This is a genomic window from Streptomyces sp. NPDC059743, assembly GCF_042732975.1.
Lineage (GTDB): Bacteria > Actinomycetota > Actinomycetes > Streptomycetales > Streptomycetaceae > Streptomyces.
Window position 1 is genome coordinate 215,856 of sequence record NZ_JBHWGS010000007.1, and the last position, 20,268, is coordinate 236,123.

A 20,268-nucleotide genomic window follows, 5' to 3' on the forward strand; every position below is an offset into this window, starting at 1 on the left:
TTCGAGCGTATCGTGAGGATGACGACAGTCAACGGTCCGCGATAGACGCGCGCGAAGTGGGGGCTCGGATGCCCGTATTCTCACTCGATCCGGAACAGACCGACTGGTGCGCCGAGTTGCGTACCCTCGCCGTGGAACGGCTGCGACCGCTCGCCGAGAAGGGCGAACCGGGCCGGGTGAACCGGCCGTTGATCGCGGCGCTCGGTGAACTGGGGCTGATGGCACGGCTGTTCGCGGATACGGAAGGAGCGCGGGCCGGGCGCGACGGTGCGAGCGCGCCGGAGGACGGTCGGCGCCCGGTCGGCGCCGGTGCGCTGGAGCTCTGTCTGCTCCGTGAGTCCCTTGCCCAGGGCTGTACGGAGGCCGAGACCGCGCTCGCGCTCCAGGGCCTCGGTGCCTGTCCCGTCGCCAGGGCCGGTACCGAACGTCAACGGGCGCGCTGGCTGCCCGAGGTGAGCGCGGGCCGCGCCGTGGCCGCGTTCGCGCTGAGCGAGCCCGGCGCGGGATCGGACGCGGCGGCGCTCGCGCTACGGGCCGAGCCGGACGGCGACGGCTGGCTGCTGACCGGTGAGAAGCGCTGGATCTCCAACGCTCCCGAGGCCGACTTCTACACCGTCTTCGCGCGCACGGACGGGAGCGAAGGCGCCCGGGGACGAGGGATCACGGCCTTCCTCGTGCCCGCCGACCGTCCGGGACTGACGGGCAGCGCGATCGAGATGCTCGCACCGCATGCCATCGGTTCTCTCGTCTTCGACGCCGTACCCGTGACACGTGAGGATGTCCTGGGCGAGGAGGGCCATGGCTTCCGTGTCGCCATGGACACCTTGAACCTCTTCCGTCCCAGCGTCGGCGCCTTCGCCGTGGGCATGGCGCGCGCCGCCCTGGACGCCACGCTCGAACACACCGCGCGGCGCACCGCGTTCGGCGGCCCGCTGAAGGATCTGCAAGCGGTCGCGCACCAGGTCGCGGAGATGGCGACACGTACGGAGGCGGCGCGGCTGCTCGTCTACGCGGCGGCCGAGGCGTACGACACGGGCGCGCCCGATGTGCCGCGCCGCTCGGCCATGGCGAAGCTGTTCGCCACCGAGACCGCGCAGTTCGTGGTCGACACCGCCGTCCAACTTCATGGCGCCACCGCACTCCGGCGCGGCCATCCGCTGGAGCATCTCTACCGCGAGGTGCGGGCGCCACGGATCTACGAGGGCGCCAGCGAGGTCCAGCGCACCATCATCGCCAAGGAGCTGTACAAGGAACGGCGCGCGCAACAAGAACGTACGGAGCGCGCGCCGGTCGGGGAGCGGGCCGTATGAGTCTGGAGCGCCTCAATCCCGCCGGGCTCTCGCCGGCCACCGGCTTCTCGCACGCCGTCACCGCCACCGGCGGACGGCTGGTCCTGCTGGCCGGACAGACCGCGCTCGACGGCGAGGGAAAGGTCGTAGGACGGACTCTTCCCGCCCAGTTCGAGAGGGCGCTCGGCAATCTGCTGGCCGCGCTCGCGGCGGCGGGCGGCGCGCCGGACGAGCTGGCCCGGGTGACCGTCTACACCACCGATGTCGCGGACTACCGCGCCCACGCAGCCGAACTGGGCGCGATCTGGCGCCGGTTGGCGGGCCGTGACTATCCCGCGATGGCGGTGATCGGCGTCGTACGGCTCTGGGACGAGGAGGCGCTGGTCGAACTGGACGGTATCGCGGTCCTGCCCTGACCGGTTCACCACGGTCGGCCGTACCTGTCCCCCCGTGGGCACAGGCACGGCCGACGACCGACAGCCGACGACGGACTGCCAGCTGCCGACGTCCGTCGTCAGGGCATCAGGTGGTGATGGGTGTGGTCTGGGTGCAGTTCTTCCATTCGACCCAGGGACGTGTGCCGCCGCTCTGGGGGCCGGTGGCGTAGGTGGGATCGCCGGTGATGGTCTGTTCCTTGTGCTCGTGGGTGATGTCGATGCCGAAGAGCTTGAAGCCCATGCTCACCTGGCCCGCGGAGATCCCGAAGCCGATGCCGAGCGAGGCGTTCCACCAGTCGGTGTTGGCCTTGTAGTCCAGGCGTGAGAGCTTGCCCTTGTCGTGCAGGAGCCGCTCGATGGGACCGGCGTCCGCGCCGGGCGCCTCGGCCGCCTCCGAGGGCGAGGGCAGGGCGTCACTGGCGGGGAAGTCACCGCGCCCGCGCAGCCAGTCCTCCACCAGCGTGCTGTCCGCGTCATTGTCCAGAGCGACCTCGGCCGACTCCACATGGATCTGCGACTCCACCTCTCCGCCGCCTCCGCCGACATCGATCGTCACAGGCCCCGCATTGGCTCCCGCGCCCACATTGATCCCGGGCCCTCCACCCGTCTCCTGACTGGTCGTGATCACCATCTTCTGCGGGCGGTGCGGCTGCCCGTCCTTCTCCTCCTGGTCGTACATGGCCGCGTCATAAGTGACCGCCACCTGCTGCATCCGCGTACCGCTGACCTGGCCCACCTCACCGGCCTTGGCACCCACCGAGAAGGTGTAGACGAAGGTGACCTTGCCCGCGTCCGGTCCGGTGTTGGTACGGAGGACCACCACGTCCTGAGTCATGGAGCCGCTGATCAGATCGGTCGAGATACTGCCGAGGTCCTTCGGCTCGCCGTCCTTGCCGCCCTCGCCACTGCCCTTCTTGAACGACTTGCCGAAACTCAGCCCGCCCGACGCCTCGGTGGTCGTCTTGGTGATGTCGACGTCCGGCATCCGCTCCGGATTGGTCCTCTCCATCTGCGACATGGCGCTGTTGCTGCAGCCGACCTGGCTGATGGGCGAGACGGGACTGCCGACCATGGCGCGGCAGAAGTCCTGCTGCTTGAGCGCCTCGGCGAAGGCTTTGGCGTCGGCGAGATTGGCCTCCAGATCGGCCTGCGGATTGTCGCTCTTGTGGCTGCCGAACATCCACTGTCCGCCCTTGCCGCTGCCCTGCGTGTACGTACCGCTCAGCGAGGCGCTGCCGCCCCAGTCCTTCAGCCCGGGGATACCCGCGGAGACGCTCGCCGTGACTCCGACACTGCTGTCCGTGACGCGCTCCACGGTGACCGTGCCGTCGGACCACTGCTGGACCTTGAGCTGGTCCGAGCCGCTGATCTTGATGAAGAGGATCTGGATGACGACCGTGTCCTTGGTCTGATCCTGAGACAGCAGACACTTCGCGGGCTGGAACGGATCGTTGGGAGGTACGACGGGATCCTCGCCCTCGCCTCCGCCGCCGTCGTCCCCGGCTCCGCCGTCACCGTCCTCGCCCGAGGCGCACGCGGAGGCGCCATCGGCCGCATGAACGATTCTGCATACCGCGTTCCTCAGCCCGACCGCCTCGTCCTCGGGCACCGTCAGCCCCACGATCGCCGCCACGACCAGGGCCACCACCCCGATCACCGCGACATACTCCACGCCGCCCTGGCCTTTGTCGCCATGGGCTCTACTGCCATGGGCATGCCAAACCGGGAGACCTCCGGTGCCTCTCACCATCCACTCCTCGTCCCACGCCGTCACCGTTCCCCCGAACGGGAGGCAGCGTAAGAACGAAGCCGGGCCCAACGGCAGGGTCCTCGGACCCACCTATGGGCCCAAGATCGGTGTAGGCATACCCGGTATGGTTCACTTCGGGGGTTCGTTCGATTTATGGCCACATCTCAAACAGGCATACGCAGGGGGAGAGTTGCCCGGAAAACGCAGTAGAACGGGCGCGGCCATGGTGGCCGCGCTGCTCACCGCGGGACTCGTCACGGGGGCCGGCCCAGGGGAGCGGTCCGGCTCCGGCGTCGGTTACGGCGCCGGCTCCGGTGTGGCGGCACCGCAGGATTTCGCCGCGAAGGCGCGCAAGGCACAGGGTGAGCCGTCCGTGGTCACTCTGATCACCGGCGACCGCGTCCATGTGGACGCCAAGGGCCGGGTGACCCGGATCCAGCCCGGCAAGGGCCGTGAGCATGTCCGTACCACCGTCAGGCGCGTCGGGGACAGTACCTATGTCCTGCCGGCCGACGCGTCCCGGCTGGTGGCCCAAGGCGCCCTCGACCGGCGGCTGTTCGACGTCACCGGTCTGATCAGGGACCGGTACGACGACGCGCACCGCGGGACGCTGCCGCTGATCGTGTCGTACACCAAGGACACCGAGGACAAGGCGCGGGCCAAGTCGGCGATCTCGGCCGCGGACGTCTCCGTACGGCGGAGCCTGCCCGCGGTCAAGGGCGAGGCGCTGACCGCGCCCAAGACCGGCTCGTCCGAGGCGTGGCACGCCCTCACCGCGCCGGTGGCCGGTCAGCGGCTGGCGCGCGCCACGGCGCCCGGTGTGGCACGGGTGTGGCTGGACGGCAGGCGCCACGCGAGCCTGGACAGGAGCGTTCCGCAGATCGGCGCTCCGACCGCCTGGCAGGCCGGTTACGACGGCGCCGGTGTGAAGATAGCCGTGCTGGACACCGGTGTGGACGAGACCCATCCCGACCTCAAGGGCGTCGAGGTGGGCCAGAAGGACTTCTCCGGATCGGGCAGCACCGTAGACCGTTTCGGCCACGGCACGCATGTCGCGTCGATCGCCGCGGGCTCGGGAGCCAAGTCCGGCGGGAAGTACAAGGGCGTCGCGCCCGGTGCGCGGATCCTCGACGGCAAGGTCCTGGACGACTCGGGCTCCGGCTCGGACTCCGGGATCATCGCGGGCATGCAGTGGGCCGCCGACCAGGGTGCCAAGGTGGCCAACCTCAGCCTGGGCGGAATGGACACCGTCGAGACGGATCCGCTGGAGGCGGCCGTCGACCGGCTCTCCGCCGAGAAGGGCATCCTCTTCGTCATCGCGGCGGGCAACGAGGGCCCGTCCGCCGGTACGGTGGGCTCGCCGGGCAGCGCGGCCTCCGCGCTCACCGTCGGCGCGGTCGACCGGGCCGACAAGATCGCCGGTTTCTCCAGCGTGGGCCAGACGGCCGACGGTTCGCTGAAGCCGGACCTCACCGCGCCCGGTGTGGACATCGTCGCGGCGAAGGCGGCCCAGGGACAGCTCGGGGACCCGGCGGCCGACGGCTATGTGTCGATGTCCGGTACGTCCATGGCGACTCCGCATGTGGCGGGCGCCGCGGCGATCCTCGCCCAGGAGCACCCGGACTGGACCGGACAGCGGATCAAGCAGACGCTGACCGCGTCCGCCAAGCCGACCGCCGGGCTGACGGCGTATCAGCAGGGCACCGGACGTACGGATGTGGCCGCGGCGATCACCCAGACCGTGGCCAGCGAGCAGACCTCGGTGAACTTCGGCCTCCAGCGGTGGCCGCACACCGACGACACTCCGGTGACCCGGCAGATCACCTACCGCAACAGCGGCACGGAGCCGGTCACGCTCGATCTGTCGCTCGACACGGTGGGACCGAAGGGACAGCCCGCTCCGGCCGGATTCTTCACGCTCGGCGCGCAGCAGGTCACCGTACCCGCGGGCGGCAGCGCGAGCGTCGATGTCGTCGCGGACACCAGGACCGGCACACAGGACGGCACCTTCTCCGGTTCGGTCGTCGCCGCCGCGAGCGAGGGCGGCCAGCGCGTCCGTACGTCCTTCGGCGCGGTGCGCGAGGCGGAGTCGTACGACCTCACGCTGAAGTTCATCGACACCAAGGGCAAGCCCGCACGGGCCGACGCGATGGTGTACGGACACACCGGTGACTTCTGGGAGGACCTGTACGACAACGACGGTGACGGGACCGCCAAGATCCGGGTGCCCAAGGGCAGTTATCTGGTCGAGGCTCCGGTCGAGACCTCCAAGGGACCCAGGATCGATCCCGACATCGCCCTGATGGTCGCGCCGAAGCTCTCGGTCACCGCGAACTCAACGGTCACCTTCGACGCCCGCAAGGCGAAGCCGCTGAGCATCACGCCGCCGGAGACCGCGACCAATGTCGACGCGTATCTGAACTACGCGCTGGAACTGCGGAGCGGCGGCATCGGCAGTTCCTGGTTCCTGGACAGCTTCACGGGCTTCAGGTCGGCGCAGGTCGGCGCGGCGCTCACCGCCCGGGACTTCAGCTCCCAGGTCGGCGGCACCTGGCAGAAGGGCAGCACCAGCTACAACCTGCTCTACAACCGCACCGGTTCGCTCCACACCGGGTTCAGCCACAAGGCGGCCAAGAGCGAACTGGCCCTGGTGAATCTGCGGATCGGCGCCTCCGCGAAGTCGCAGCGAGGCGCGGTCAGTCCCTTCTGGAACGCCACGGACTTCGGCGTCGGTACGGTCACCAGGCCGTTCGCCCTGCCCGCGACGGCCAAGACCTATGTCACCGTGCCCAAGGGCTTCACCTGGGAGTTCGGTCTCGAACAGCTGGGCGCCACGGCGGCCGGGGGCTATGTGTTCCTCGGGCCCGACGCGACGAGGACGTACCTGGCGAAGAAGACGTACACGCACACCTACAACGTCGGGGTGTTCAGCCCGAAGGTCAACGCCGACAACAACGCGCTCCGGTTCCAGAACGAGATGGCGGTCTGTATTCCCGAATTCACCGATGGCGCCGGGCACTTCGGCCAGTCCTCGGTGACCAAGCAGCGGACCGTGATCACCGCGGGCGGCAAGAAGCTCGTCGACAACGGTGACGAACTCTGCGCGTACAGCGACGCCCTGCCGACCGCGTCGGCCGCGTACCGGATCAGTACGGACGTGTCCCGTTCCACCAAGGTGGCCGGGGTCAGCACGCGGATCGTCGCGGGCTGGACGTTCACCTCGAAGAGGCCGGCTGGTGAGACCGTGGTGACGCTGCCGCTCTCCACCGTCCGCTTCGCTCCGAAGCTGGACCTGGGCAGCGCCGGCGCCAAGGGCAAGAAGCTCACGGTCCCGCTCAACATCCAGGGTCCGGCGGCGGGCAAGGGCTTCAAGTCCCTGTCCGTGCAGGTCTCCTACGACGGCGGCACCAAGTGGGCCAAGGCCACGGTCACCACCGCCAAGGACGGCAAGCGGAGCCTGACGCTGAGCCACCCGAAGACGGCCACCTCGGTCTCCTTCAAGGCGAAGCTCACGGACAAGAACGGCAATGTGTACGACGTGACTGTCGTCAAGGCGTATCTGCTCAAGTAGCAGGGAACGACGCCGACTTGGCGATGCGTTGATCCCGCCCCCGCCTCGGTACGAGGCGGGGGCGGTCGCGTGCCGAGGGCTGTTGCGTACCCGGGCCGTGCACCGGCAGCGGCACCGGCCCGGCACCTGCCCTGACGCACCGTCCGAGGCTGGGTGGACCTCCCCGGAAGACGGCTATGCTGCCGGACAGCCGAAAGCCCTGATGTGTCTGCTGACCTGGGGCGACATGGAAAGGAGTGACTCATGCCACCCGAGATAGTGGGGCGTGAAGGTCCTCTCGCCGGCCGAAGATTCACGGTGGGCGACTCACCGATCACCTTCGGCCGCAAACAGGACAACAGTGTGGTGATCGCCAGCGGAAGCGCCTCACGTTTTCATGCGGAGGTGCTGCGCGAGGACGACGGCTATGTCCTGCACGACCGGGGGAGCAGCAATGGAACGCTGGTCAACGGGGAACGCGTGACCTCGCGCAGGCTCCGTCCCGGCGATGTGATCACGATCGGCGACGAGACATTCGTCTTCGAGGCGGCCGATGCGATGGAAACGGTCCTGCTTCCGTCGCCCGCGTCTTCTCTGTCGCCCACCTCTCTTCCGTCGCTTGCCTCTCCTCCCGAGCCGGTCGAACCGGGGCCGGTCCTGAATGTCACGGTTTCGGGCGGCGGTCCCGTCGGACTGAGTTTCGCGCTGCTGCTCGAAAGCATGATGGGCGCGCGGGCGGCCATCACGGTGTACGACGGCCGCTGGACCCGGGACGGCTCACGGGTCGTATGGAAGAGCGCGGGACAGGGAAATGTCCGGCGCCAGCAGGTCGTCACCGTTCAGAGCCGTCAGTATCTGAATCTTCCCGAGGAGGTACAGGCGCGCTTGTTCGGCGCCGAATCGTACTCAGAGATGTGGCCGGCCGGCCCCGATTCGATCCGTGGCCACAGCCCGCGGAATATCCGGATCGCTTATATCGAAGACACACTGCTTGAGCTGGCGAACGAGAAGACCGACCGAATCCGGCTCGTTCCCGAGAGATTCGATCCGGTCGAGCACCACGACGTACTGGTCAAGGACCATGTGCTCGCGATCTGCGAGGGCGGGCGCTCCCGGACGCGCGACCACTTCACCGACAAGTTCGGCAATGCCGACACCTCGATCTACTCGCTGAACGGGCACCACGTCCAGGACGTCGTGCTGGGACTGCGGGTCAAGTCCGATCTGTCGGATCCGATGACGGTTCTGCTGACCGTCGCCCAGAACCGCTTTCTGCTGAACTCGCTGCGGGGCGAGGGCTTTCTGAATATGCGCCTCACCGATACCGAGGCCAAGGAAGTCGTCGGTATCGATCCCGTCCGGCATGTGTTCGAGGACTGTATCGCCTCACGGCCCTGTGTGATGGGGCGTGACGACCACGGCGATTTCCACTGCTCGACGCACAGCACGCTTTTCCTGCCCGCTCTGGTCAAGGGCTCGGCCCTGTGGAAACGCGTCATGGAAGGACTGACGTTCTTCGGCGTCGCCGAGGAGAACCTGAGCGCCGTCACCGCGTTCCGACTGGACATGGTGCAGCGGCCACGGTTCACCGGTCAGCTGTTCTCCACGACATCGGCCACTCCCGGCACCTATGGATTCCTGCTCGGCGACGCTGCCAACGCGATCCATTTCTGGCCGGGCCGCGGACTCAACACCGGCCTCGCGTCGGCCACTTCCCTGGCGCGGTCACTCGACAACGCCTGGCGCGGAAGAGCCTTCCGCGACGCGGATTTCCTCCGTCATGAAGCGGCGATGTCGATGCTCCAGTACCGGCAGAAGAGCCGCGCCTGGAAAGCGATGGTGGCCACCGACGAAAACGGGACCACACACGCGATCAAGGACCAAATAGCCCGGAGCATCGAGGAGGCCGCAGGCGCGGACCTCGACAAGGACGCGGACATCGAGACGCTGATGACGCAACTGCGCGAAATCCGCGGCCGGCTCTCGCCGCGCATTCCCGGCATGCCCGACGACACCACGCTCCGGGACCATCTGCGCACCCTGAAGAGCGAAACCCTGCGAACCCTGCTGGAAAGCGGAGCCTGGGACACACTGATCATGGGCGGCGAAGAGGTCGACATCGACATCTTCTACCGCAAGGACGCCCCGGTCCCAACGCCCCAGAAGAACCCCTGACCTCCACCCCGTAAACCGTCCTCCACCAACGCCCTCTGCGCGCAGCCACCGACGCGCTCCGACGGTGACAGGCGGGGCGAGGGGCCGAACGGCGATCCACAGGGGAAAACCACAGGGCGGGACGGAACCTCGTTCCGCCCCACCCTTGCCGCGCCTGTCTCCGGTCAGGCCTGGTGGAGGCCTTCCTCCACCAGGCGGTCCGGGTATCCGAACCGCTTGCCGAGCGCCACGAACGCCTCGCGCGTAGCCGCGTCGACCGGCACGGAGTACGCCTTCAAGGCGCGCAGGAACAGCCGGTAGCCGAGGTCGGCGCAGACCTGGACGACCATCTGTTCCAGCGCCGGCACCAGACCTGTCAGTGGCAACGGGTTGTACTGCTGTCCCACCTCGTCCGCCTGGGTCAGGTCGGCGGCGACCGGGCCCATCGCCCGGAGCACGGCGGCGCGCAGCGCGTCGTCCGTCACCGGATCGGCGGCAGGCGGAACGAACCCGGGAGCGCGGCGGAGTTCGGCGGAGAGCCAGGCCGATTCGATCCTCTCCAGCCAGGCCCGAGGACCGACGTCCTCCTTGCACGGGTCGAACACATGGTCCGTGGAGCCGACCCACGCCGTCCGGATCGTCTCCTCGGGCAGTGCGGAATCCAGCAGACGCCGCACATCACGTCCGAGTTGCAGCGACGCCGGCCGGTCCAGGTCCGTCACCGACCGCTCCGCGATCAGGACCATGGTGGAGACCGGCCCCCGCTCGACGAGGCAGTCGAGTTCCGCGGGAAGCAGATCGGCCATCTCCCCGCACTGTTCCGAGAGCCAGGAGAGACCTGTCTCGCATGTCATGTTTACTCCGGATAGGCGGTGTAGACGACCCAGGTCCTGGGCCTGGCGTGCCCCTTGGCGAACTTCAGCTCGATATGCACGAAGTTGCCGACGGCGACACCCTGCGGACCGTCCTTCACCCACTTCCGCCCGAGGGAGGCGCCGAATCCCTCGACCTGGACGCGGATGGTGAACAAGTCCTTTCTCGGGTCGAAGCCGATGCCCTTGCCGACCCGCTGAGCCTGCTTGATCCTCCATGATTCCAGCTTCTTCGCGTTGCCGGGCACCTTGATCCAGTCCGCCATGCCCTGGTCGATCGCCCCGACGGCGGTCGCCTGGTCCGTCCACTTCGTCGCAGCGCCCTTCTCCACCGCCATCTCGGCCATCCTGGCGTCGCTGGGCTGTACGTGCTGGTTGAGGGTGTGGGCGCCTTCGATGCCCTCGTCGCCGACGATGTTGGTGCAGTTGTGGACGAGCACGTCCCGCGAACGGTCCCCGCCGGTGCCGACGTAGAACGTGCGGAACGCGTCGACCGTGAGGTCGTACACCTCGCTGGGCGCCAGACCTGCCCGGTCATGAAGACCGTTCACCCGGTGGAGGGCGCCGTCCGGAGTGCGCAGGCTGTCGCCCACGCGCAGATCGGAGACAAGCGTCCAGCCACGTCCCTCGACGTGGAACCGGTGGCCCGCCGTGCTGGTCAGGACTCCTCCGCCGACGGAGATGTCCACCAGGCGCGTGGTGTCGTGGCGGTACGTGTCGGTCACGGGCTGAGCCGCCGACCGCCCGGTCTCCGGATCCGTGGCCAGTACCGCCTCGCCCACGCGCACATCGCGGATGGCCTTGTGCGAACCGTCCGCCATGAGGACCGGCGTGCCGCCCGGGAAACTGTTGGTCCTGCAGAGCGTGACCAGGTCCTCGTAGCTGTTGACCGTGTTCTCGATCCGCGCGAGCGTCGCCGGGTTCACGTCCAGGGCCTTCAGCGCGACGAACGCCTCCCGGACGTTGATCCCGGTCGTCATCGCGGCGTCCAGGGCCCTGAGTCCCTCGACGACCTTCCCGAGCGCCTTGCCGGGGATGAAGTTGGAAGCCGCCCAGGCGCAGCCGCCGGCACTGCCGTGCCAGCAGTCCACGAAGTCCTGGACCAGGATCGCCTTGCCGACCTGGAGGTAGGTCTGGAGGAGTCCCCTGAGGATGTCCGCCTGGGTGAAGGTCTGGGTGATCTCCCTGGTCAGGCCCTTGAAGGTCTCGGCCCCCAGATGCACCGTGTCCGACGAGGGGCACCCGGACGCGGTGGCCGGGACGTCGGGGTTGCTGCACAGATAGAAGTCCACCGTCACGTCGAACGTGTAGGTGAAGGTGACGGTGCAGCTCGTGCCGAAGCCGGGCGGGAGCTCGCAGGGCTTGTCCTGCTTGGTGTCCGTGACCTTGACACTGTCCTCGTCGACGACATAGAACGTGCCGCCGATCCCTGTGCCGGCGCCGCTGCTGACCTGCTGGTTGGCCGCCTTGCGTTCGGCGGACTCGGCCGCTTCCTGTGCGGACTCCGCGTATTTCTGGGCGTCCTTGGCGGCTTCCTCGGCCGCTGTCGCGGCCTCGTCGGCCCGGTTCGCGGCGGCCCGGGCGTCCTCGGCGGCCTGTTCGGCCTCCGCCGCGGCGGCTCGGGCCGCGTCGGCGTCGAGGGCGGCCTGGTCCGCGGAGTCGCGGGCCTGGGTGGCGTAGCCCTCGGCGCGGCCGGCCGCCGTGTCGGCCGCTGCCGCGTCGGCCGTGGCCTGCCGGTCGTACTCGATCGTGCGGGCCAGTGACGACTGGGCCTTCGCGGCGGCCGAGGCGGCGTCGGCCGCGTAGCCGAGGGCCTCCTTGGCATAGCCGCGGGCGGTCGCCGCGTATCCGGCGGCGTTCGCCGCGTGCTGATAGGCGGCCTTGGCGTCGCCCTGTGCCGCGTCGGCGATGGCCTTGGCGGCTGCCGCCTCCTCCGCGGCGTTCTTGGCGTGGGCGTCCGCGACGGCCTTCTGCTGCTCGGCGATCGTCTTCGACGCCTGGCCCGACAGCACCACGAGCCCGGCGGCCGAGTCCTTGGTGACATAAGGCGAGCCGAGCTGGATGGCGTCGTTCGCGGGTGCGGCGACCTGGGCGGCGGCGTTGCCGGCGTCCACGGCGGCCTGGGCGGTGACATGGGCGAAGCCCGCCGCCTTCGCCGAGGCGGCCACGGCCTTGTCGGCCTCCGCCTGCGCCGCGTCCGCGTGGGCCTTGGCGGTCTTCGCCTGCGTCTCCGCCTCGTCGGCCAGCTCGACCGCCAGGTTCGCCTCGGCGGCGGCATGCTCCGACGCGTCGATGGCGTCGGCCGCGGCGCTCGTCGCGGTCCGCACAGCGGCGTCGGCCTTCAGCTTCGCCGCCTGCGCGTCGTCGGCCGCCGCACGGGACCGCTTGGCAGCCGCCTCGGCGCGGGTGGCCGCGGCGTCCGCGTCGGCCGCCGCCTGGGTCGCGGCGTCCGCCTCGGTACGGGCCCGGCCGGCCGCCGCCTCGGCGTTGTCCGCGTGAGCGGACGCGGCGTCAGCCGCCGCCCTGGACTCCGCGGCGTCGCTGTCGGCGTCGTGGGCCTCGGCGTATGCCTCCTTCGCGTCCGCCTTGGCACGGGCCGCGTCGGCCTTCTGCTCGGCGTCCCAGGCGTCGTCGCGCAGGTCCCGGGCCCTGTCGCGGGCCGCTTCCGCATCCTCCTTACGGGCCACCGCCGTGGCCTCCGCCGCCTCGGCCCTGCCCTTGGCGTCGTTGGCCTTCGTCGCCTCCGCTTCGGCGTTCCGGCGGTGCTGGGCCGCTTCGGCCTGCTTGGCCTCGGCGGTCTCCTTCTCCTTCTTCGCCGTCGCCTCTTCCGCCTCGGCCGCGAGCCGCTTGGCGTGCGCCTCGGCGGCAGCCGCCTTCGCGTCGGACTCCGCCGTCAGCGCCTCGGCGAGCTTCGCCTCGGCCGTCTCCTTGTCCTTCTTGGCGTTGTCCCGGTGCAGCTTGGCCGCGTCCGCCGCCGCCTTCGCCTGCAACTCGGCGGTGTACGCGGCCTCCTTGCGGAACTCCGCCTTCGACTGCGCGGCCTGGGCCAGCGCCCGCTGCGCGATCGTCGCACTGTCGCCGGCCGCGGCGCGCGTGGCAGCCTCGGCGGTCTCACCGGCCTTCTGCAAAGCGGCGAGCGCGGCTCCGGCACCCTGGGTGACCTGGGCCTTCTGCTGGCCGACCAGCAGACCACGGCCGCGCGGCGCGCCGTTGGCGTCGGCCACCGCGTAGGCGGCCTTCTCGGCCGTCTCACTGGTGGCGGCGGCGTTCGCACCGGCCGTCGCCTGCGTCTTGAGCGTGGCGAGCTGGGCCTTCGCACCGGCCTGGGCGGCGGCGAGGCCCTGCTGCGCCTTGGTGAACTGGGCCGCCTCCGGGACGACGCCGTTGTGCGCGGACACCTTGATGGTGACCTTCTGCGCGCTGGAGCTGTTGCACGTGTACGTCAGCGCGTCCTGACCGTTGGTGAACGTCGGGAAGTTCAGGCACTTGCCCGTGCCGACGCTCTTCAGGGCCGTGGTGGCCCGGACGTTGTACTCCCAGGTCTGCGCCGGAGAGTAGTTGCACGTCCAGAGCTGGATCTTCGTGCCGTCCGCCGTGTTGTTGTTGGACACGTCGAGGCACTTCTGGGAGTTCACGTTGATCAGGGCACCGCTGTCGGAGACCTGCCACTGCTGGGCAGTCGTGCTGTTGCAGGTGACGACCTCGACCGGTGTGCCGCTGGCGGTGGCGGCGCCCTGGGCGCCGAGGCACTTGCCCGCCGCGCCCGGCACCTGGATCACCGTCGGTGAGGTGCCGATCCAGCCGATGCCGCCGGAGGACCAGTAGTCCTGCCAGCGGGTGAGGTGGTCGGCGACCCATGAATAGCCCAGCAGCTGGCCCAGCGCCTTGGAACCGGCGGCCAGCGCCTTGGTGGCGGACTTGTTCGCGGTCAGGATCTGGTTGCGCTGTGTGGCCTGCGAGGCGATCTCCTGCTGCCACTCGGCGGCGGCCGTGGCGGAGACGCCGCGCAGCACCTTGGCCGGGTCGATCGGGTCACGCCACGCGCATGCGGAGAACCGGGTCTTCAGGTCCTCGACCGCGATCCGGTACTCCGGGGTGCCCGGCGCCGGGGCCGTGCGGGCGAATCCGCCCGAGGCGAGGAAGAGACGGGCGTTGTCCGCGCCGGTGGGCTCCAGCGGCATGTCCGTCAGCCACTCGAAGGCCTCGTGTTCGTCGCGTACACGGTTCCACTCGTCGCCCGGAAGGCTCGGGTCCGGATCGCTTCCGTAGAGCGGCCCGCCCAGGTCCTTGACGGCCTGGACGGTCTGCGCGTCGGCCTCCGGCGTGGAGTCCTCGTAGAAGTCGAACTCGTCCTTCCAGAACTGATCGGCGACCCACTGGCTGAGACCGGTCTGCGAATGGAAGTCCTGCTGACCGTCGTTGCTCGTCCCGGGCGGCCAGTGGAAGCCCACGTTGGTGAAGCCGCCGGGAGTCTCAAGACCGACGAGCGGCGCCTTCCAGGCGTCGTGGAGGGCGTTGATGGCGTCCATCTCCGCGTCCGCGGCGTTACGGTCCTTCTCGTAGGCCGTGGCGAGGGGCGTGTCCTCCCAGAAGTCGCGGTTCGCCAGTACGTGGAGCTGTTCGGGTGTCTGGTTGAGCCCGTCCCGCGCGGTGTCGGCCATGGACGGTCCGCCGAGCCGCAGGACATCGCTCATCAGGCACTGGTCCTGCCGCAACTGCTCGGCGGCGGTGTCCTCGAACCAGTCGTAGTCGCTGCCGACCGGCTCGATCGCCGGTGCGGCGTACCGGCCGACCAGTTCCGGGCTGGCGCCCACGCTCGTCAGTACGGCCACGGCGAGCAGAGGCGGGAGGATCCGGGCGGACAGCCGAGATCGTCGTGATATGGGTATGGACGGCCTTGATGGTCTGAAACGCACGTGCGCATCCTCTTCATGGACGGTGAATACGACCGGAAGACGGCCGGTGGCCGGGATCGAGATGGCCGAGCAGGCCACTCCGCCCGCCGTGGAATCAGGAACGGCGGGACCTGGCCGAAAAGGGATGCACAGAGTGCGGACATTGCGGCATGACGATGCGCCTTTCCCCCCGGCGACGCGTTCCCCCGGTCGCTCAAATGACATACCCGGGCACGGAGTGATCAATTTCCGGCCTGAGGCGGCGTCATTTTAGGCAGATGTCGACACGGCCGAACAGGGAATAACGCTCTCGTGGCGCAGGTTGGCGGGAAGCGCCCCGTCACTGGTCAGACGGGCGGACCGCCCACCATCTGGGCCCGCCGCCGCCGTTCCTAGGTGAATCCTGTGTGCAGGGTGTGCTCGAACGGTGAGAGTGGGACGTGATGGCTGAACCGGGAGGTGGCCGAATCTCGTCGGTGACTTTCCGGCAGTGCGATACCCGGACAGGACACTCCAGACGTGAACTCTCATCGCCTGGATAGTTCTTCGTCACGATCGTCACGATCGTCACGAACGGTTGAGCCGTTTTCGGCGTGACACCGGCAGGAGCGTAGTAGAAGAACGTATCTCCCCAACTGATCTCCCCGGATGCTCGGTTCAGCAGGTACGTAATCTCGAACGCGACGGTGTGCTGCCACCGGCGACGCGCACAGCGGCGGGCTACCGGATCTACGGAGAGGTTCACCTGCGTTCCGCGCTTGCCTGCCGAGCCCTCGCGGTCGGCGCCGGTCCGGTGTGAGCGCCGTGTCCGGCTCGCGGCGTACGACACCGGCAAGCTGTGAAGTACGTCACAGCGCCGTGAGCGGACCGTGCCGGTCGTTCGGGGCGTGGCGCCGGCAACGGCCCGCCGCTGACGGCCGATCCGAGGATGTCCCGTCGACGGGCCGGGCGGAGCCTCGCCTCGGGCCGTCCCTGGGCGACTTAGGCCACCCTTCCCTGCGGGCGCGGGCGCCTGGTACAGATGGTGGTGTTCCGCCAGCACACCGGAAGTCTCGCCATGAACCAGGACAACGCCACCGGCCTCATCCCTTTCACGATCGACCTGACCATTGAGGAAGCCCGGCGACGGGCCGAGGTCGTGGCCGCGCTCGGGCCCGACTGGGACCCGGTGGCCGTCCTCCGAGGTGAGGACGAAGCGTACGCCCTTCTCTACTCGGGCCTGGACGCCGAGCAGCAGCGCACCTATGACCTGCTGGTGGCGGCCGGTGTCCTGCCGGGGGAGGAGCCGGGCCGTGCGGCTGCCCATTGATCCACAGGCGGACCTCGCCCGTCGCGCCTGGGTGGCCTGCCCCATCTGCGACGACGCCCGCTCTTGCGCGACCTGCGCCGACCGCCGCAACTGCGGCGAGCACTGGCGCCATCTGATCTCCAACGACGGGCCGGTCATCCACCTCCAGTGCCCGCAGTGCACGCACACATGGTCACTGAACACCCGGCCCGACGTCACCCGCCCCGGCGACAGCGCCCGCTGCTTTTGACGAATCGGCGGCTGTGCGATGGCAGCGTTGGACGAGCCTTCGGCGCCTCTCGAAGCGCGAGGGAGCTCACGCCGACGACGATCTCGGCGCACGGATCGACCGGAACATGGTCGGCGTGGACTCGCCCTCGCACCAGCTCCCGCTGGGTTCAGCGCACGTCGACGTAGTCGCCGGTGGTTGCGATGGCCGCGGTGGTGGAGGTGCCGGTGAACTTCCAGCGCCAGTAACCGTCCGAGACCGCCTTCACGGTGGTCTTGAGGCTGCCGGACCCGTTGGCCTTCACGGTCTTGACGGTGGAGTAGGCGCTGCTGTCCTTTTTGCGGAACTCAAGCCGTACAGGCTGGGAGGCGTAGTTCGCGTACTTGTTCGTGTTCCAGTCGGCGCGGGTGAGCTTGCCGGTGACGGTCAGGGTCCTGCCCTTCTTCACGGGCTCCGGGGCGGCGTCGACGGTCAGTTCGGCGGCGCGCTTGACCGGGACGGTGGAGTAGTAATCGCCGTAGAAGTCACCGTCCTTGCCGGACGCCTGGGCATGGACCTTCCATGTGCCCGCCTGGTCGTTCCGGAACCACTCGGCACGCGGGTCAATGGTGAGGGTGGCCTTGCAGGAGTAACGCGATTTCCCCGCGGACTTACAGGTGGCGGGCTTCCAGTAATAGTTGTAGTGGGGGTCGTCGTGCTCGATGGCCAGGTCGGCCTCCTTGACGCCCGAGTCCTCGGTGACGGTCGCTGTGACCGTGAAGGACTTCTTGGCTGTGGTGCCGACAACGATGCTTCTGCCGCCGTTGGCGACGACATCGCTGATCGACAGGTTGTCCTTCGCCGCATGTGCGGCCGGCGCGGCGAAGACGGAGAAGGCCAGAGCCCCCGCCGCCGCGGCAGCCACGACAGAAGTGGCGGTGGTGGCGCGTACACGCATGAATCCCCCTCGGGAACCGCGGCACGCCCGGTCTCCCCACCTGGCGCGCCGCTCTCGGTGCTGGTTCGAAAGACCTTGATCGTACAGAGCGCATATCCAGGTGGAACCAGAGGCCGGGGGATCTGCTCACCCAGACCGTGCGGGCGTGGCGGGAGGTTGGCCACGCCGTACGCGCCGCCGGGGGTGCTGGCGGACGTCTTCGAGGGCGCCTACGGGCAGTGCTCGGCCCCGGTGGGCCCGGCGGTGGTCGATGGAGCGTATCGGACCGGTGGTTCCGTGGAAAGGCGTAGGAGAGCACACCGCGTATTTGAGGTCGGGGTCACCCGCGCCGGACTCTTCAGTCGCCGTGCTCTTCGTCCGGTCCCGCTCCCACCTCTATTTGTTGACTGACTGGGAAAAAGGTGTGTCCTTATCGATGGTCCACGTTCCTCCATTGCAGACGGGGGGACCGTAAGTGTATTTCTTGCCCGATGTGGTCCTGCCGACTATTTGATACTGTTTATGGCATTCCCCTTCGGTGCCTCCGATCCAGTTGATACGGGGTCCAGTGTCTTTCCCCGGCTGCGCGCTCGCCACACCCAATGTGCGAGTGACCGGATCATACTGCGACGGCAATCTAGTCACTTCAAACTGGATTAGCTCGCTGGTGTTGTTCTGGATGTTGAACTGAGGCCCTGGCTGGCAGGCGGTGATAGTCAATGCCGAGAGAACGCCGAACAGGCAAGCGAGATATGAGAGCTGCTGTCTCTTGAAGGGTGGCTTCTCCGGGCGGATCGTCACGTCTGTTCGCCCACGCCTTGTCCCGTCGACGGTCATTTCGCCCTTCTTCTCTGTTGGTCCGCGCCGTGTGTGCGTGGATGCCCAGGAAGGTGGTGTAGTTGTTGGTTTCGCTGTGGGCCCAGTCGCTGATCGGGGTGCCTCCGACGTCGTGCTGGGCCACTCCGCCCCCGGGTCACGCTGCGGTAGCACTCCCACCCGGCGCGAAGTCCCGGAGAAGTCCCACGAATGCCACCGCCCCCTCTGCTGATCCGCATTCGTGCAGGTCAGGGAGGGGGCGGCGGCCCTTGTGGATCAGATGTCGCGGAAGATCTCGATCTGCGCGCCCACCGAGTTGAGGCGTTCCGCCAGGTCCTCGTAGCCGCGGTTGATGACGTAGACGTTGCGCAGGACGGAGGTGCCCTCCGCTGCCATCATGGCCAGCAGGACGACCACGGCCGGGCGCAGGGCGGGTGGGCACATCATTTCGGCGGCGCGCCAGCGGGTGGGGCCTTCGACCAGGACTCGGTGGGGGTCGAGGAGCTGGAGCCGGCCGCCGAGGCGGTTGAGGTCCGTCAGATAGATGGCGCGGTTGTCGTAGACCCAGTCGTGGATCAATGTCTTGCCCTGGGCCACCGCCGCGATCGCCGCGAAGAACGGCACGTTGTCGATGTTCAGGCCCGGGAACGGCATCGGGTGGATCTTGTCGATCGGGGCCTCCAGCTTGGAGGGCCGTACGGTCAGATCCACCAGCCGGGTGCGGCCGTTGTCGGCGGAGTACTCGGTGGATCTGTCGTGGTCGAGTCCCATCTCCTCCAGCACCGCCAGCTCGATCTCCAGGAACTCGATCGGCACCCGGCGGATCGTGAGCTGGGACTCGGTGACCACGGCGGCGGCGATCAGGCTCATCGCCTCGACCGGGTCCTCGGAGGGCGAGTAGTCCACGTCCACGTCGATGCTCGGCACCCCGTGCACGGTCAGTGTGGTCGTACCGATGCCGTCGACCCGTACACCCAGGGCTTCGAGGAAGAAGCACAGGTCCTGGACCATGTAGTTGGACGAGGCGTTGCGGATGACGGTCGCGCCGTCGTGGCGCGCGGCGGCCAGCAGCGCGTTCTCGGTGACGGTGTCGCCGCGCTCGGTCAGCACGATCGGGCGGCCCGGACTGATCGAGCGGTCCACCTGGGCGTGGTACAGGCCCTCGGTCGCCGCGATGTCCAGCCCGAACCGGCGCAGTGCGATCATATGCGGCTCGATCGTGCGCGTACCGAGGTCGCAGCCGCCCGCGTACGGCAGCCGGAAGCTGTCCATCCGGTGCAGCAGCGGGCCGAGGAACATGATGATGGAGCGCGTACGGCGGGCCGCCTCCGCGTCGATCGCCTCCATGTCCAGCTCGGCGGGCGGCACGATCTCCAGGTCGACACCGTCGTTGATCCAGCGGGTCCGCACCCCGATGGAGTTGAGCACCTCCAGGAGCCGGAACACCTCCTCGATGCGCGCCACCCGGCGCAGTACCGTACGGCCCTTGTTCAGCAGCGAGCCGCAGAGCAGTGCCACACACGCGTTCTTGCTCGTCTTGACATCGATGGCCCCGGAGAGCCGGCGCCCGCCGACCACCCGCAGATGCATGGGCCCGGCATAGCCGAGCGACACGATTTCACTGTCGAGCGCCTCACCGATGCGCGCGATCATCTCAAGGCTGATGTTCTGGTTACCGCGCTCGATGCGGTTCACCGCGCTCTGGCTGGTGGCCAGGGCGTCGGCGAGCTGGGTCTGTGTCCAGCCCCGGTGCTGGCGCGCGTCTCGGATGAGCTTGCCGATGCGTACGAGGTAGTCGTCTGCCATAGGGGCAGGTTATCTCAGTTGTGAGATAAGAGTGATACTGGGGAGTGCCGTTGGAGTGACGGCCACCCGGGTGTATCCGGACTGGCCATAGAGCCGGAAAATCCCTCGGATTCCTCCTGAGGACGACCCGGACAGCCCAGAGGACGGACCTCAGAGCAGGCCTGGCGGACAGCCCGGACCTATGTCCGGGGCGGCCACCCATGTCCGATCCTGTGCACCTGGGGGCCGTCCCGGCAACCGCTGCGCCGCTGTACGGGTGAGCCGTA

General features: G+C 68.6%; 14 protein-coding genes. 7 read left to right on the plus strand and 7 right to left on the minus strand.

All coding sequences use genetic code 11. The features are described 5' to 3' along the window. The first annotated feature begins 68 nt into the window (after positions 1 to 68). Both ACFV6H_RS15475 and ACFV6H_RS15480 read left to right on the plus strand, forming a co-directional pair. Positions 69 to 1,310, plus strand: coding sequence for an acyl-CoA dehydrogenase family protein (locus tag ACFV6H_RS15475; protein WP_385541853.1), 1,242 nt, complete (start codon positions 69 to 71; stop codon positions 1,308 to 1,310). Further along, positions 1,307 to 1,705, plus strand: coding sequence for a RidA family protein (locus ACFV6H_RS15480; RefSeq protein WP_385541855.1), 399 nt, complete (start codon positions 1,307 to 1,309; stop codon positions 1,703 to 1,705). Before ACFV6H_RS15475 ends, ACFV6H_RS15480 begins: the two co-directional genes overlap by 4 nt. Before the next feature lie 106 nt (positions 1,706 to 1,811). Here the strand turns inward: ACFV6H_RS15480 and ACFV6H_RS15485 are convergent, their stop codons facing one another. Then, positions 1,812 to 3,398, minus strand: a complete 1,587-nt coding sequence (locus tag ACFV6H_RS15485; protein WP_385541857.1) for a hypothetical protein — start codon at positions 3,396 to 3,398, stop codon at positions 1,812 to 1,814. Between the two features lie 268 nt (positions 3,399 to 3,666). On the opposite strand from ACFV6H_RS15485, the gene ACFV6H_RS15490 reads away from it, so the two are divergent. Together ACFV6H_RS15490 and ACFV6H_RS15495 are read left to right on the plus strand one after the other, a co-directional pair. Beyond that, positions 3,667 to 7,047, plus strand: coding sequence for a S8 family peptidase (locus ACFV6H_RS15490; RefSeq protein WP_385541859.1), 3,381 nt, complete (start codon positions 3,667 to 3,669; stop codon positions 7,045 to 7,047). Positions 7,048 to 7,290: 243 nt separating this feature from the next. After that, the gene (locus tag ACFV6H_RS15495) at positions 7,291 to 9,201 is read left to right on the plus strand and encodes an FHA domain-containing protein (RefSeq protein WP_385541861.1); all 1,911 of its coding nucleotides are present in this window, start codon (positions 7,291 to 7,293) and stop codon (positions 9,199 to 9,201) included. 164 nt (positions 9,202 to 9,365) lie between these two features. Here the strand turns inward: ACFV6H_RS15495 and ACFV6H_RS15500 are convergent, their stop codons facing one another. The 3 genes from ACFV6H_RS15500 to ACFV6H_RS15510 form a co-directional block, all read right to left on the minus strand. Beyond that, positions 9,366 to 10,034 carry a hypothetical protein gene (locus ACFV6H_RS15500; protein WP_385541863.1) on the minus strand — a complete coding sequence of 223 codons (669 nt, stop codon included), beginning with the start codon at positions 10,032 to 10,034 and terminating at the stop codon, positions 9,366 to 9,368. A 2-nt stretch (positions 10,035 to 10,036) separates the two neighbouring features. Beyond that, the gene (locus ACFV6H_RS15505; protein WP_385541865.1) at positions 10,037 to 14,884 is read right to left on the minus strand and encodes a ricin-type beta-trefoil lectin domain protein; all 4,848 of its coding nucleotides are present in this window, start codon (positions 14,882 to 14,884) and stop codon (positions 10,037 to 10,039) included. A gap of 403 nt (positions 14,885 to 15,287) precedes the next feature. Further along, positions 15,288 to 15,620, minus strand: coding sequence for a DUF6194 family protein (locus tag ACFV6H_RS15510; protein WP_385542117.1), 333 nt, complete (start codon positions 15,618 to 15,620; stop codon positions 15,288 to 15,290). Here ACFV6H_RS15510 and ACFV6H_RS15515 point away from each other — a divergent pair. The 3 genes from ACFV6H_RS15515 to ACFV6H_RS15525 all read left to right on the plus strand — a co-directional run bounded on the left by ACFV6H_RS15515 (position 15,525) and on the right by ACFV6H_RS15525 (position 16,485). Beyond that, positions 15,525 to 15,746, plus strand: a complete 222-nt coding sequence (locus tag ACFV6H_RS15515; protein WP_385542119.1) for a MerR family DNA-binding transcriptional regulator — start codon at positions 15,525 to 15,527, stop codon at positions 15,744 to 15,746. The genes ACFV6H_RS15510 and ACFV6H_RS15515 overlap by 96 nt on opposite strands. A gap of 258 nt (positions 15,747 to 16,004) precedes the next feature. Continuing rightward, positions 16,005 to 16,256 (plus strand): DUF6400 family protein, encoded by a 252-nt coding sequence (locus ACFV6H_RS15520; RefSeq protein ID WP_385541867.1) that lies wholly within the window; start codon positions 16,005 to 16,007, stop codon positions 16,254 to 16,256. Further along, positions 16,240 to 16,485: a hypothetical protein gene (locus ACFV6H_RS15525; RefSeq protein ID WP_385541869.1), complete on the plus strand. Its 246-nt coding sequence runs from the start codon at positions 16,240 to 16,242 to the stop codon at positions 16,483 to 16,485. The genes ACFV6H_RS15520 and ACFV6H_RS15525 overlap by 17 nt, the downstream gene beginning before the upstream one ends. Before the next feature lie 148 nt (positions 16,486 to 16,633). Here ACFV6H_RS15525 and ACFV6H_RS15530 read toward each other — a convergent pair whose 3' ends face one another. The 3 genes from ACFV6H_RS15530 to ACFV6H_RS15540 form a co-directional block, all read right to left on the minus strand. Beyond that, the gene (locus ACFV6H_RS15530; RefSeq protein WP_385541871.1) at positions 16,634 to 17,401 is read right to left on the minus strand and encodes a hypothetical protein; all 768 of its coding nucleotides are present in this window, start codon (positions 17,399 to 17,401) and stop codon (positions 16,634 to 16,636) included. A 375-nt stretch (positions 17,402 to 17,776) separates the two neighbouring features. Further along, positions 17,777 to 18,217 carry a hypothetical protein gene (locus ACFV6H_RS15535; protein ID WP_385541873.1) on the minus strand — a complete coding sequence of 147 codons (441 nt, stop codon included), beginning with the start codon at positions 18,215 to 18,217 and terminating at the stop codon, positions 17,777 to 17,779. 255 nt (positions 18,218 to 18,472) lie between these two features. Further along, positions 18,473 to 20,002, minus strand: coding sequence for a helix-turn-helix domain-containing protein (locus ACFV6H_RS15540; protein ID WP_384791322.1), 1,530 nt, complete (start codon positions 20,000 to 20,002; stop codon positions 18,473 to 18,475). Positions 20,003 to 20,268: the final 266 nt, after the last annotated feature.